This is a genomic window from Paractinoplanes rishiriensis, from assembly GCF_016862375.1.
In the GTDB taxonomy this organism is placed as follows: domain Bacteria; phylum Actinomycetota; class Actinomycetes; order Mycobacteriales; family Micromonosporaceae; genus Actinoplanes; species Actinoplanes rishiriensis.
Genome location: NZ_BOMV01000060.1, coordinates 132,659 through 146,762 on the forward strand (window position 1 = coordinate 132,659; position 14,104 = coordinate 146,762).

The 14,104-nt window shown below is 70.0% G+C and carries 12 protein-coding genes; 7 read left to right on the forward strand and 5 right to left on the reverse strand.

What is annotated here, in order from left to right; all coding sequences use genetic code 11:
- The first annotated feature begins 2 nt into the window (after positions 1–2).
- The 4 genes from nuoK (at position 3) to nuoN (ending at position 5,382) form a co-directional block, all read left to right on the forward strand.
- On the forward strand, positions 3–302 hold the full coding sequence (nuoK, locus tag Ari01nite_RS28395) for an NADH-quinone oxidoreductase subunit NuoK (protein ID WP_203785255.1): 300 nt from the start codon (positions 3–5) through the stop codon (positions 300–302).
- Positions 303–314: 12 nt separating this feature from the next.
- On the forward strand, positions 315–2,240 hold the full coding sequence (nuoL, locus tag Ari01nite_RS28400; protein ID WP_203785256.1) for an NADH-quinone oxidoreductase subunit L: 1,926 nt from the start codon (positions 315–317) through the stop codon (positions 2,238–2,240).
- 64 nt (positions 2,241–2,304) lie between these two features.
- A complete protein-coding gene (locus tag Ari01nite_RS28405; protein WP_203785257.1) occupies positions 2,305–3,846 on the forward strand; it encodes an NADH-quinone oxidoreductase subunit M in 1,542 nt (513 codons plus the stop codon).
- A gap of 3 nt (positions 3,847–3,849) precedes the next feature.
- Positions 3,850–5,382: an NADH-quinone oxidoreductase subunit NuoN gene (gene nuoN / locus Ari01nite_RS28410; RefSeq protein ID WP_203785258.1), complete on the forward strand. Its 1,533-nt coding sequence runs from the start codon at positions 3,850–3,852 to the stop codon at positions 5,380–5,382.
- Between the two features lie 31 nt (positions 5,383–5,413).
- On the opposite strand, the gene Ari01nite_RS28415 is transcribed toward nuoN, so the two are convergent.
- A complete protein-coding gene (locus tag Ari01nite_RS28415; protein WP_203785259.1) occupies positions 5,414–6,205 on the reverse strand; it encodes an inositol monophosphatase family protein in 792 nt (263 codons plus the stop codon).
- Between the two features lie 527 nt (positions 6,206–6,732).
- On the opposite strand from Ari01nite_RS28415, the gene Ari01nite_RS28420 reads away from it, so the two are divergent.
- Positions 6,733–7,731, forward strand: a complete 999-nt coding sequence (locus Ari01nite_RS28420) for a polyprenyl synthetase family protein (protein WP_203785260.1) — start codon at positions 6,733–6,735, stop codon at positions 7,729–7,731.
- A 48-nt stretch (positions 7,732–7,779) separates the two neighbouring features.
- Here the strand turns inward: Ari01nite_RS28420 and Ari01nite_RS28425 are convergent, their stop codons facing one another.
- Positions 7,780–8,982, reverse strand: coding sequence for an MFS transporter (locus Ari01nite_RS28425; RefSeq protein ID WP_203785261.1), 1,203 nt, complete (start codon positions 8,980–8,982; stop codon positions 7,780–7,782).
- A gap of 153 nt (positions 8,983–9,135) precedes the next feature.
- Between Ari01nite_RS28425 and Ari01nite_RS28430 the strand changes: the two genes are divergently transcribed.
- Both Ari01nite_RS28430 and Ari01nite_RS28435 read left to right on the forward strand, forming a co-directional pair.
- Complete coding sequence (locus Ari01nite_RS28430) at positions 9,136–9,930, forward strand: IclR family transcriptional regulator (protein WP_203785262.1); 795 nt, start codon at positions 9,136–9,138, stop codon at positions 9,928–9,930.
- Positions 9,931–10,018: 88 nt separating this feature from the next.
- Complete coding sequence (locus Ari01nite_RS28435; protein WP_203785263.1) at positions 10,019–10,747, forward strand: anti-sigma factor family protein; 729 nt, start codon at positions 10,019–10,021, stop codon at positions 10,745–10,747.
- A 15-nt stretch (positions 10,748–10,762) separates the two neighbouring features.
- Here the strand turns inward: Ari01nite_RS28435 and rarD are convergent, their stop codons facing one another.
- The 3 genes from rarD to eccE all read right to left on the reverse strand — a co-directional run bounded on the left by rarD (position 10,763) and on the right by eccE (position 14,064).
- Complete coding sequence (gene rarD / locus Ari01nite_RS28440) at positions 10,763–11,716, reverse strand: EamA family transporter RarD (RefSeq protein WP_203785264.1); 954 nt, start codon at positions 11,714–11,716, stop codon at positions 10,763–10,765.
- Positions 11,717–11,784: 68 nt separating this feature from the next.
- On the reverse strand, positions 11,785–12,165 hold the full coding sequence (locus Ari01nite_RS28445) for a phage holin family protein (RefSeq protein ID WP_203785265.1): 381 nt from the start codon (positions 12,163–12,165) through the stop codon (positions 11,785–11,787).
- 48 nt (positions 12,166–12,213) lie between these two features.
- Positions 12,214–14,064 (reverse strand): type VII secretion protein EccE, encoded by a 1,851-nt coding sequence (gene eccE, locus Ari01nite_RS28450; RefSeq protein WP_203785266.1) that lies wholly within the window; start codon positions 14,062–14,064, stop codon positions 12,214–12,216.
- Positions 14,065–14,104: the final 40 nt, after the last annotated feature.

The window sequence follows — 14,104 nt, forward strand, 5'->3', positions numbered from 1 at the left end:
CAGTGACTCCCGACTACTACCTGGTGCTCGCGGCGATCCTGTTCACCATCGGCGCCGCGGGCGTTCTGGTGCGCCGGAACGCGATCGTGCTGTTCATGTGCATCGAGCTCATGCTCAACGCCGCGAACCTCGCGCTGGTCACCTTCAGCCGGATCAACGGCACGCTGGACGGCCAGATCATGTCGTTCTTCGTGATGGTGGTCGCGGCGGCCGAGGTCGTGGTCGGCCTCGCCATCATCATGTCGATCTTCCGTACGCGACGCTCGGCGAGCGTCGACGACGCGAACCTCCTCAAGTACTAAAGGGGCCTTCACGTGGAACAGACAGTGGAGTTTGCCCAAGCGACGGGGACGTTGAGCGGTATCTGGCTGTTGGTGGCCATTCCGCTCGCGAGCGCCGCGGTCCTGCTGTTGCTCGGAAAGCGGGCCGACAAGTGGGGACACTGGCTCGGCGTCCTCGCCGTGGCGGCCTCCTTCGTGCTCGGGTTGATCTTCTTCTTTAGCCTGCGCGGGCTCGCCCCCGAGGCGCGCTCGGCCGAGCTGAGCCTGTGGGACTTCATCGCCGTCGGTGGGCTCAACGTCGACTTCGGTCTGCTCTTCGACCCGCTGTCCGGCGTCTTCGTACTGTTGATCACGGGTGTCGGCTCGCTGATCCACCTGTACGCGGTCGGCTACATGGAGCACGACCCGGGGCGCCGCAGGTTCTTCGCCTACTTCAACCTCTTCGTCGCGGCGATGTTGCTGCTGGTGCTCGGCAACAACTACGTGATGCTGTACTTCGGCTGGGAGGGCGTCGGTCTGGCGTCGTACCTGCTGATCTCGTTCTGGTACACCCGGCCGTCCGCGGCCACCGCCGGCAAGAAGGCGTTCCTGATGAACCGGGTCGGCGACGCCGGCCTGGCGATCGGCATCTTCCTGATGTTCGCCACGCTCGGCACCACCCAGTACGACGCCGTGTTCAACGGGGTCGGCGCGCTCACCGCGACGACCGTGCTGATCCTCGGCATCCTGCTGTTGCTGGGCGCCGCCGGTAAGTCCGGCCAGTTCCCGCTGCAGGCCTGGCTGCCGGACGCGATGGAGGGCCCGACCCCGGTGTCGGCCCTCATCCACGCGGCGACCATGGTCACCGCGGGCGTCTACCTGATCGCCCGGTCCAACCCGATCTTCACGGCCAACCACACGCTGCAGACGATCGTGGTCAGCGTCGGTGCGCTCACCCTGCTGATGGGCTGCATCATCGGCGCCGCGAAGGACGACATCAAGCGGGTCCTGGCCTGGTCGACGGTCAGCCAGATCGGCTACATGTTCCTCGGCGTCGGGCTCGGCGGCGGTGCGTACGCGCTGGCGATCATCCACCTGCTGGCGCACGGCTTCTTCAAGGCCAACATGTTCCTCGGCGCCGGGTCGGTCATGCACGGCATGCACGACCAGGTGGACATCCGGCGGTTCGGCGGCCTGCACAAGTACATGAAGTACACCTGGATCACGTTCATGATGGGCTGGCTGGCGATCATCGGTATCCCGCCGCTGTCCGGGTACTTCTCCAAGGAACCGATCATCGCGGCCGCCTTCGAGCGGGGCGACTGGACGTCCTGGCTGTTCGGCTCCGCCGCGCTGCTCGGTGCCGGGCTCACCGCGTTCTACATGACCCGGCTCTTCGTGCTGACCTTCCACGGTCCGGAGCGCTACACCGAGGACAACAAGCACCCGCACGAGTCGCCGTTCATCATGACGGTGCCGCTGATGCTGCTGGCGCTCGGCTCGATCGGGGCCGGCTGGCTGATGTCGACCTCGGTGCCGGGCTGGCTCGAGCCGGTCTTCGGGGCCGAGGAGGCGCACGCCGAGTCGGTCATCCCGCACGCTCTGATCAACATCCTGGGCCTGGTGGTCACCGTGATCGGCGCCGGACTCGCCTGGGCACTGTTCCGCAACGGCACGGCCCTCCAGGAGCAGCCGGCCGGCGCGGTCGTCACCGCGGCCCGGCGGAACCTCTACACGGATGCGTTCAACGAGGCGGTCTTCGAGCGCCCCGGCATCTACCTCACCCGGGCGCTGGTCTACTTCGACAACAAGGGCATCGACGGTCTGGTCAACGGCATCGCGGCCGGCGTCGGGGGCAGCTCCGGCCGGCTCCGGCGGCTGCAGACCGGCTTCGTGCGCTCGTACGCCCTCTCCATGCTCACCGGCGGCGTCCTTGTGGTCGGCGCCTTCCTTGCAATCCAGCTGGGGTGGTTGGCGTGACGAACATTATTCGGTCCGGAAGGGCTCATGATCGGCGACTCAACCAGGGCCGGGAGGCCGAATAATGTTCGCTGACTTTCCGTTCCTTTCCCTCCTGACGCTCCTGCCGCTGGCGGGCGCGATCGTGGTGGGCCTCATCCCGCGGACCAAGGGGCAGCTCGCCAAGACGGTGGCCCTGGTCTGGTCGTTGGTGGTGCTGCTGCTAAGCGTCTTCATGTGGATCGCGTTCAAGGTCGACGGGGACCGGTTCCAGTTCCACGAGTCGTACGCCTGGATCCCGTCCTGGGACGCCCGGTTCACCTTCGCGGCCGACGGCATCGCGCTGGTCATGCTCATGCTGATCGCGGTGCTCACGCCGGTGGTCATCCTGGCGTCCTGGCACGACGTGGACGAGAGCAAGCGCTCGGTGCCGACATACTTCGCACTGCTGCTGGCTTTCGAGTTCACGATGATCGGCGTCTTCGCGGCCGCCGACGTGTTCCTGTTCTACGTGTTCTTCGAGGTCATGCTGATCCCGATGTACTTCATCATCGGGTCGTTCGGCGGACCCCGCCGGCAGTACGCGGCGGTGAAGTTCTTCCTCTACAGCCTGGTCGGCGGCCTCTTCATGCTGGCCTCGGTGATCGGGCTGTGGGTGGTGGGCGGGCACACGTTCGACTTCAGCCGGCTGATCGAGTCGCTCAACGCGATCGACCAGAACACGTCCCGCTGGCTGTTCCTCGGCTTCTTCGTGGCGTTCGCGATCAAGGCGCCGTTCTTCCCGTTCCACACCTGGCTGCCGGACGCCGGTGGCGCCGCGCCGGCCGGTGCGGCCGCGCTGCTGGTCGGCGTGATGGACAAGGTCGGCACGTTCGGCATCCTGCGTTACTGCCTCCCGCTGTTCCCCGAGGCGTCGCGCTGGTTCGCGCCGGCCGCGCTGGTGCTGGCCACCATCGGCATCATCTACGCGGCGCTGCTCGCGGTCGGCCAGAACGACCTGAAGCGGCTGGTGTCGTACACGTCGATCGCGCACTTCGGCTTCATCGGCATCGGCATCTTCGCGTTCACCACCCAGGCCGGCTCCGGCGCGGTGCTCTACATGGTCAACCACGGCCTGGCCACCGGCCTGCTGTTCATCGTGGTCGGCATGTTCGTGGCCCGGCGCGGCTCCAACCTGGTGAGCGACTTCGGCGGCGCCGGCAAGCTGGTGCCGGTCCTGGCCGGGGTGCTGTTCTTCGCCGGTCTGGCGTCCCTGGCGCTGCCCGGCACGGCGCCGTTCATCAGCGAGTTCCTGGTGCTGATCGGCACGTTCACGGTCCACCCCGCGTACGCGGTCATCGCGACCACCGGGATCATCCTGGCCGCCGCGTACGTGCTCTGGATGGTCCAGCGCACCACCCAGGGCACGCTGAACCCGGCCCTCGAAGAGGTGCCGGCCATGCGCAAGGACATCACCATGCGGGAGAAGGTCGTGGTGGCCCCGCTGATCCTCCTGCTGATCCTGCTCGGCTTCTATCCGAAGCCGGTCACCGACGTGATCAACCCGGCGGTCCAGGCAACCATGCAGGACGTCGGGACGACCGATCCGGCGCCAACGGCGGTCACTGCCAATGGAAGGGCGCGCTGAGCCATGGAAGACCTGAAACTGCCCGGCATCGACTACGGCGCGCTGCTGCCGATGTTGATCCTGTTCGGCGCGGCGTGCCTCGGCATCCTCGTCGAGGCCGCGGTGCCGCGCCGGTCGCGCAACGCGATCCAGCTGGGCCTGGCGTTCCTCGCGGTGGTGGCGTCGTTCGTCGCGGTGGTGGCCAACAACGGCAAGCAGACGATCACCATCGGCGGCGCGGTCGCGGTGGACGGCCCGACGCTCTTCCTGCAGGGCGCCATCCTGCTGCTCGGCGGCGTCTCGCTGATGCTCATCGGTGAGCGGTCGATCGAGAACGGTGGCCCGTTCGTCTCCCAGGCGGCGATCACCGTGGGCTCGCAGAAAGACCTGCGGCAGGCGGGCGACCAGCCCGGCGCCACCGAGGTCTACCCGCTCACCGTGTTCGCCCTGGGCGGCATGCTGCTGTTCGTGGCGGCGAACGACCTGCTGACCATGTTCGTGGCGCTTGAGGTCTTCTCGCTGCCGCTGTACCTGCTGTGCGCGCTGGCCCGGCGGCGCCGCCTGCTCAGCCAGGAGGCCGCGCTCAAGTACTTCCTGCTGGGGTCGTACGCCTCGGCGTTCTTCCTGTTCGGCGTGGCGCTGATCTACGGCTTCTCGGGCGGCATCGAGCTGGGCCAGGTGCACGAGGCGGTGGCCAGCCCGCAGCGCAGCCAGGTGCTGCTGTACGCGGGCCTGGCCATGCTGGCGATCGGCCTGCTGTTCAAGAGCGCGCTGGCCCCGTTCCACGTCTGGACCCCGGACGTCTACCAGGGCGCGCCCACGCCGATCACGGCGCTGATGGCGGCCTGCACCAAGGTGGCCGCGTTCGGTGCCCTGCTGCGCGTGCTGTACGTGGCGTTCGACGGCGTGCGCTGGGACTTCCAGCCGGTGCTCGGCACGATCGCGGTGCTCACCATGCTGGTCGGCGCCGTGCTGGCGGTGACGCAGACCGACCTGAAGCGCCTGCTGGCCTACTCGTCGATCGCGAACGCCGGCTACCTGCTGGTCGGCGTCCTGGCGCTGAACGAGGAGGGCCTCAGCGGCACCATGTTCTACCTGGTGGCGTACGGCTTCTCGGTGCTCGCGGCGTTTGGCATCGTGACCCTGGTCCGCGACGCCGATGGCGAGGCCACCCACCTGTCCCGGTGGGCCGGCCTGGGCCGCAAGAGCCCGCTGTTCGCCGCCGTCTTCACGTTCATCCTGCTGGCCTTCGCCGGCATCCCGCTGACCAGCGGCTTCACCAGCAAGTTCGCGGTCTTCGGCGCCGCGGTCGAGGGCGGACAGACCTGGCTCGTCATCTTCGGCGTGATCACCAGCATGCTGATCGCCTTCCCGTACCTGCGGGTGGTCGTGATGCTCTGGCTGAGCGAGCCCGGCGAGTCGACCCCCACGGTCTCCATCCCCGGCTTCCTGACCTCGGCCGCGCTGACCATCGGCGTGATCGCGACGCTGGCGCTGGGCGTGGTGCCCGCCCCGCTGATCGACCTGACCCGGGACGCGGCAACCTTCGTCCGATAACGATCGCCCACGGTTTGCGGGCCCCGGTTCTTCACCGGGGCCCGAACTGTTTCCCGATCAGCCGCAGCAGGTCGGCATGGGTGTCCGGGTCCGCCGCCACCAGAATTCCGCCCACGCCGCTGTGCAACTCGTGACCTTGCAGGTTGGTGACAACGCAGCCCGCGGCCCGGCAGAGCGCGATTCCGGCCGCGGAATGCACGGTGTAGGTCTGGTGCCCGTCGGAGAGGTACGCGGCCCGGCGTCCCGCCGCGGTCCACGCCACGGCCAGGGCAGTCGACACAACCCGCGGCCGGTAGGTGGCGACAAATTCCCGATCGGCAAGCAGCGCGACCGCCCGAAACTGCGGGTCGTTCGGGAACGGCGGATCCAGGTTGACGTCCACCAGCCGCGACCCCACCTCGGGCGTGAGTTTCTCGTCAGTTCCCGCCCGGCGCACGAAGGCTCCCGCGCCCGCCGTCCAGAACACTTCCCCGGCAAACGGGTCCGCGATGGCCGCGGCCGACCCGTCCTTGAGCGCCACGTTGACCGAGACCAGGCTGGTGCGTGCCGCAAAGTTGAGCGTCCCGCAGAGCGGATCGACAAGCCAGGTGCGCCCGGACGCGCCGGTGCCGCTGCGCCCGCTCTCTTCCCCGATCACATAGTCGTCCGGCCGAGCCGCCCCGAGAACCGCGAGGATGGCCGCCTCAGCCTCGATATCAGCGGCCGTCGCGAAGTCCCCGTCGCCCTTGTCGACCCGAGCAAGCGACTCCCCAAATCGCTCCCGCACAACGACCGCCCCGGCCTCAGCCGCCGCGATCGCAAGCTCCCCATCCGTGATCGACATACCGCGAAGGCTAGCCACTTCGGCCCCCGCTCCAGCGCCGGGAGGACGATATGCACGGATCGAGGCATTTGGAGCCGTCACGCTACCGGAACGCGGGAAACCCCTGCGGTGCCGCCGGCGCGGCAGTGCTGAACGCCCCGGGTCCGGCTCTGCTTGTCCTGGGCCGCGCCAGGAAGTCGAGATGAGTGAACGCCGCTTAAGGCTGGGTGGAAGTTCGGGGAAAGTCGGATTTCCGGCGATGTCCGGATGGTGGCTGGAAATGATCGGGAAGGCTGGATCGGGGACGGGGCCCCGCGAGCTCGCCGCAGGCGAAATGTCGAAGATGTACCACTGGGCCCGCCCGGCAGCCGCGTGCGGAGCGGAAGGGGCGCCTGGCGTGGCGCAAAACCGGGGACAGACCTCTACGCGTACGTGTGTCAGATTTTGATTTTGATCTTGCTGCTTGTACCCCTGGGACCGGAAGCGTCGGACCCATGTGGCATCGTGAAAGCGTGGTGAGCACCGGTGATATGACGCCGTCTTTTGACATGGCTCTGTCGTCGCTTGGCCTCGACATCGATCCGGCGGTCGATGCGTCGGTCACTGCGACGCTGGTTGCCGTGGAGGAGGCGCTTCGGGCTAACGTGGCCAGCGCCGATCCGCTGGTGGCCGAGGCGGCGCGGCATCTCGCTGATGCGGGGGGCAAGCGGTTCCGGCCGCTGCTGGTGGCGTTGGGGGCGCAGTTCGGTGATCCGGAGGCGCCCGAGGTCGTCGCCGCGGCGAATGTGGTGGAGCTCACGCACCTGGCAACGCTGTACCACGACGACGTGATGGATGAGGCGCCGGTGCGGCGGGGGGCGGCCAGTGCCAACTCGCGCTGGGGCAACTCGGTGGCGATTCTCGTCGGTGACTACCTCTTCGCCCGGGCGGCCGACATCGCGGCCTCGCTCGGGCCCGAGGCGGTGCATCTACAGGCCCGCACGTTCGCCCGGCTGGTGCACGGGCAGATCGCCGAGACGGTCGGGCCGCGCGGCAGCGATCCGATCGAGCACTATCTCAGCGTCATCACCGAAAAGACCGCTTCGCTGATCGCCACGTCGGCGCGGTTCGGTGGGCTGTTCTCGGGGGCGCCGGCCGAGTGTGTGGAGGCGCTCGCGGGCTACGGCGAGACCATCGGCATCGCGTTTCAGCTCTCCGACGACCTGCTCGACATCGCGTCCGAGTCGGATCAGTCGGGCAAGACGCCGGGCACCGACCTTCGCGAGGGCGTGCCTACGCTGCCCGTCCTCTACGCGCTGGCCGGCGACGACACCGACGCGTCCGCGGTTCGGCTGCGCGAGATCCTGGCCCTCGGGCCGATCACCGACGACGCGCTGCACGCCGAGGCGTTGACGCTGCTGCGCGAGTCGGTGGCGATGAAGCGGGCGCGGGAGACCGTCCGCTCCTACGCCGAGGAGGCTCGGGCACGGCTGGCCCCGTTGCCGGCGGGGGAGCCCAAGCGGGCCATGGAATCCCTGTGTGACTTCATAGCCGACCGCACCGGCTGAGCCGAGGTCCCGTATCACGAGACGACAGGCCGGGAGCGCGGCAGCTGTTCAGCCGGCCACCGGGTGACGGCCCAGCAGGCGGCTGCCCAGGATCATCAGCATCGATGCCGTCAGCATGGCCGCGGCCGCCACGATCCACATGGTCGGATAGTCGGTGGCCGTCGCCAGCGCGCCCAACCCCAGCGGACCTAGACAACCTCCGGCGTACACCCCGGTCTGGGTGATCGAGGTGGCCGCGGCCGGCGCCTGCGGATGCAGCCGGACTACCGCGAAGTTCATCAGACCGGGCCACGCCCACCCCAGCCCGAATCCGACCACCACGCCGACCAGCAGCGGCACCGGGCCGGACAGCGCCAGCACCGCCAGGCCGACCGCGCCGCCGGCCAGCAGGCCCGCGATCACGCCCACCTGGCGGCCGGGATGCTTGTCGGCCTGCCAGCCGCCGATGACCCGGGCCGCGCAGCACACCGCGCTGCCCAGGGTGAGCGCCAGCCCGGCCGGACCGGGTTCGATGCCCCGGGTCACCGCCGCGTCGACCAGGAACGTGCCCAGCGCGTTCGCCGAGCCGGCCGCCAGGGTGGCCGCCACCCCGATCACCACCAGCGCGCCGGTCGCCTGCCGGGCCTCCTCGCCGTGCGCGGCCCGCGGCCGCTCCAGGTCGGCGGGCACCAGCAGAACCGCCACCGCCGCCAGGCCGGCCGCCAGCACGAACGCCCACCGCCAGCCGACCGTCAGCGCCACCGCCGGTACCGCCGCGCCGGACAGCAGCGACGCCACCGGGATGGCCGCCTGCTTCACGCCGAACGACAGCCCCTGCCGGCCGGCGGGCACATGCCGGGAGAGGCTCGTGTTGCTGGCGAGCTGACCCATCGCGTTCGCGCCGGCACCGAGCGCGAGGATCGCGATGAGGCTCCACAGTGCATTCGCGGCCACCGCGACGGCCAGCAGCGCCGCCGCGGACAGGGCGATGCCGATCCGGGAGATCCGGGCGGCGCCGAACCGCTCGACGAGCGCGCCGGACGGCAGCGAGGTGAGCGCGCTGACGCCGAAGTACGCCGACACGGCCAGTCCGAGCCCGGCCGGAGAAAATTGAAGTTCATCACTGATCTGGACCGCGAGGCCGCCGACGAGGAAGACCGGGAGGGTCACCGCCACGGTCGTGGTCAGCGCACCGGCGGCGGCCCGGACCGGTCGGGTCGCGTTCGCGCTGGTAGGCGCGTTGCGAGCGGCGGGGATCTTGGGCTCGGTCATCCTCCGGAGACTATGCCCAGAGAATGCATCCGAGCGCGTTGAGTGCTAATGACCACACGCGTCGTGTAAATCGACCGTGATCCACATGCTTTTTGGCATTCCGTCGGCGGAAGATTATTCATATGGTGTAAGTCCCTGGCGTCGGAGGTAGCTGTGCGCGACCCCCTGGCGGAGCCGTCCGATCTGATTCGGAGCGTGTCACGCGCGTTGCGCGTCCTCGAGTCGGTCGGCCGGGCCCCGCGCGGACTCACCGTGAAGCAGATAGCGCGACGATGCGAGTTGACCGTCGCGACGACGTACCACCTCGTGCGCACACTGGCGTACGAGGGCTACGTGATCCGTCGCGAGGACGGCACGTACATCGTCGGTTTGGAGATCGCCGATCGGTACCGAGAGCTGGTTTCCGCCTTCCGCGGGCCGCCCGCGGTCGGTGAGGCGTTACGCCGGGCCGCCCTGGATACCGGCTACAGCCACTATCTCGGGCGCTTCGTCGGCGGCCGGATAGCGGTGACCGCCTCGGCCGAGGGCGCCCGCTCGCCGTTCGTCGACGACATGGCGCCCGGGTTCGACGAGGGCGGGCACGCCACCGCGCTGGGCAAGGCCCTGCTGGCCACGTTGACCCCCGATCAGCGTGCCCGGTACCTGCGCGATTACGGCATGCGCCAATTCACCCCGGCCACTCTCACCACTCCCGAGGCACTCGAAGCCGACCTGTCAGCGGGTGAGCGGCGCGGCATGCAGATCGAAATGGGTCAGTTCCGGCAGGGCCTCGCATGCGCCTCGGTGCTCGTCGTGCCCGACCGGGACATCGAGCGCCGACTCGTCCTGGCCTGCGCCTTACCGGCCGCCGAGATGCTCACCTCGGCCCGGGTGGTGCGCGCCAAGCTGACCGCGGCCGCCCGAAACGTGGCCGAGGCGCTGTCGGCCGGTGAGTCCGCCACTGCCTGACTTGGGCGGCTAAGACTCCGTTGAACCTCCCACTGTTCGCTCACGTAAGACAGGGTGCAGCGGGATATCAGCGGAGGGTGGTGACGGGGTGCGCTGTGAGCATGAGCACGATGACGGAGCGTACGTGCTGGGCGCCCTCTCGTCGGCCGAGCGTGCCGCCTACGAGCGCCACCTCGCGACCTGTTCCTTCTGCCGCGAGGCCGTGGCCGATATTTCCACTTTGCCGGATCTCTTGTCTAGGCTGGACGCCAAGGAGTTCGCAAAACTCCTTGATCCGACGCTCACCGTGGACGATCCGGCGCTTTCCGGCCGGCGGGCACACCCGGGCGCGTCGCTGCGGGACATGGCGGTCTCGTCGGCGACTTGCGCTAATCGCGGCAAAAGGCGCAAGGCATTGGGCGTACGGGTGATGAGCAGCGCGGCCGCCGCGGTGCTGGTCGCGGTGATCACCGCGGGGGTCCTGGTCTGGACGCGGGACACCGCCACGCCGGCCACCCCGCCGTCCGGCCCGGCCGTCGCCATGGCACCGGTCGCCGGCTCCTCGCCGATCACCGCCACGGTCAAGCTGACCAGCACCACCGGCGGCACCCGGGTCGAGCTGGTCTGCCAGTACGACAAATCGGCACAGCGGCCGGGCACGTTCCGGCTGATCGCTTACGGACCCGACGAGGACCAGGAACAACTCGGCTCGTGGCAGGCCGCGCCCGGCGCGACGTTCAGCATGCCGGGAGTCACGCATTTCGCCCGCGGCAGCCTCTCCCGGCTGGAGCTGGTGCGGTACGACGGAAAGGCGCTTCTCGCCTACGACGTCCCCTGACCTTCTGATTCCGGGTCAGCGGGGTGGCAAGGCGGTGACCGGCTCGGCGGTGGCGGCCGTCGGTCCGGTCACCGTCCTTTTCCGGCGGTTCTGCTTTCGGCGGTTCTGCCGGATGGCATCCGCGGTGAAGATGATCAGCGCGACCCAGACCAGGCAGAACCCGGCCAGCCGGGCCGGCGGCATCGGCTCGTGGAACAGCAGCAGGCCGCAGGCGAGCTGGAGGATCGGCGCCACGTACTGCAGGATGCCGATCCCGACCATCGACACCCGGTTGGCCGCCGCCGCGAACAGCAGCAGCGGCACCGCGGTGGCCACGCCCGCGCCGATCATGAGAAGCGTGTGCGGCACCGACACGTGGCCGAACTCGGCGTGCCCGGCCGCGGTCAACCAGATCAGGTACGCCAGCGCGGGCAGCGCGAGCACCCCGGACTCGACGAACAGGCCCTGCGCCGGCGGCAGCGACATCCGCTTCTTCACCAGGCCGTACGAGCCGAAGCTGGCGGCCAGGGCCAGCGCGATGTACGGCAGCCGGCCGTAGTCGACGGTCAGCACCACGACCGCGGCCGCCCCCAGCCCGACCGCCGCCCACTGCCAGCGGCGCAGCCGTTCGCGCTCCAGGGTCACCCCGAACACCACCAGCACCAGCGGCGTGATGAAGTAGCCGAGCGCGGTCTCGAGCACCCGGTCGGAGTTGACGCCGTAGATGTAGACCGCCCAGTTGACGGCGATCAGCAGGGCGGCCAGCGCCATCCCGCCGAACTGCCGCGGCGAGCGCAGCAGCTTGGCCAGGAAGCGCCAGTTCCGCATGACGGCCAGCAGCAGGCCGACGAAGGCCACCGACCAGATCACCCGGTGCGCGAGGATCTCCAGCGGTGTGGCCGGCTTGAGCAGCTTGAAATAGATCGGGAAGAAACCCCAGAGGGTGTACGCCAACAGGCCGTACAGATATCCGCTCCGCTCCTCGCCCATGCCCTCACCGTAAGGGCATGGGCGGTCGGCGGTCCTTGCATATGGCTCAGCTCACGGCCGGCCCGGTATCAGTCGTCGCCGTCCGGCACCAGCATGTTGAGGACCCAGCTCACGACGCCGACCAGCAGCGCGCCCAGCACCGCGCTCGGCCAGAAGTCGTCCACCTCGAACGGCAGGCCGAACTGCCCGGCGATCCAGTCGGTGAGCAGGAACAGCAGTCCGTTCACGACGAGCGCGATCAGGCCGAGGGTGAGGACGTAGAGCCCGCAACCGATGACCTTGATGATCGGCCGCAGCACCGCGTTGACGATGCCGAAGATCGCGGCGACCGCGAGCAGCGTCCCGGCCTGCTCGAGAATCGAGTCGGTGGTCAGCCGGATCCCGCTGATCAGCAGCGTGGAGATCCAGAGCGCGACGGCGGTGATTAACAGCCGGATGATGATGCCCATGGCACGCGATGGTGTCACGATCATGCCAATCGGGGGTAGATCTTGTGGCTATCGGCCCGGCGGACCGATCAGCTGGGCCTCGATCGGAGTCTCGGCAAGCGCCGCCCAGCGGACCGCGCGGCGGTTGACCACGCCGACCATGTCGGGCCGGATCCGGGTCATCCACTGCGCGACCTCGCCGAGGCCGAGCGCGCCGCCGATCAGAGTCGCCTCGTCCGGTCGCAGCGGCTGGAGCATCAGCAGGTCGGCCCGGGACGCCACGTCGACGTCGGCGGGGCTGAAGTCGTCGCGCACCACGAGGGTGGCCTGCCAGCCCGCTCCCGGGCGGTTGTCGGCGCCGACCGGGCCGACGTCCACCACGACCAGCAGCGGCTGGATGGCCGAGCCCGGGGCGATCTCGATGGCCCGGCCCGGCGGCACCACGGCGATCGCCTCACCGGGCACCGCGGCGCCCCGGACGAACGGCTCCCACGCCTGCGGCCGGGCGGTCTGCACCACGACCCGGGCACCCACCGCCATCGCCCGCAGCGCCACCAACTGGGCGCAGCGCACCCCGCCGATCAGCAGCGCGCGGGTCTGCTCGGGGCGGAACAGGCGGGCCACCACCGGGTTGCCGTGCCGGTTGCGGCCCAGCATCAGACCCGAGGTGCCGACCGGGAGGTGCAGGCCCTCGAACTGGTCGGCCGGGTGCACGCCGTCCGGCGGCAGGCCCGGCACGGCGGTCGGGGTGCCGCCCAGCGGCAGGGTCGCGGCCAGGCCCAGCAGGTGTTCGCCGTCGAGCCGGCGGACCGCCGCGTGCTCGGCCGACACCACCTTGCGCAGCGCCTGACCGGCCAGGCCCAGGCTGCCCGGGTCGGGGGCGGCGAGCCGGACGGTCATCTCGATCGGGGTGGGCCCGTGCGCCGGGCGCGGCCCGGCGGTCAGCGCCACCGTGGTGGAGGTGGCCGGCAGGGTGAGCATCCGCGGCACCAGCCGGCGGGCGGTCTCGACCCGCAGGTCGGGCCAGCGGCGCAGCCGGTACGTCGCCTGGGCGAGGCCACCGACCCGCAGGCCGGGCCAGGTCTCCTGAGCCGCGGCGCCGTCGTCGTCGTGGGCCAGTTCGGCGAGCACCCGGAGGGCCGCGGCCTCGCCGAGCGGGCGGGCCGGCGCCGCGGACAGTCGCCGCACCAGCTTGCGGACCAGGCCGCCGAGGGCCCGCCGCAGTTCCTCCTCGGACCAACCCTCGGACCGCAGCACCCGGACCGCGAGCAACGCGCGGCTGTGCCCGAGCAGGCGGCCCTCGGTGAGCTGCCGGTAGGAGTTGGCCGGGGTGCCCGCGCCGGCCCGGATCGACGGCGCGGGTGCGCCGCTGAGCAGCAGCTGGATCAGTACCGGCGGGTGTTCGGGGCCGGCTGCCGGCAGCAGCGAGGCCGGTGAGGGCAGCGCGGCCGACTCCTCGGCGAGCAGGCCGGCCGGGTCGCCCAGCTCGAGGATCGCGGTGCAGCCGAGACCGTCGATCAGTACGGCGCCCGGGTCGCCGGCCATCTCGGCCTGCTCCACACGCGAGCCCGGCGCGACGAACTCCAACAGCGACGGTGCCGCCGCACCGGCCGGGGCGGTGTGCCGCCGGCCGCTGAACCGCATCGCCACGCCGAGCCACTCGAACACCCAGCGGCCGCGCAGCCGCAGCCAGGTGAAGCCGAGAATCACGACGGCCGGCACGGCGGCCACGGCAAGCCCGACGGTGCCGTTGACCGCGCCGAGCAGCAGCACCACGGCAGCCACCTGGGTGCCGACGAACTGGCTGGCCCGGACGCCGAACAACCGTCCACGCCGGACCGTGCGTACGGTCGACCTGGGTTGCGGTTTGGCCGGACCGGTGAGGTCGCGGTAGTCGGGGCCGCTCGCCACCACCGTCACCCTGCACCACCCTTCTTTTCCCCGTTGCGCGGCCCATCGT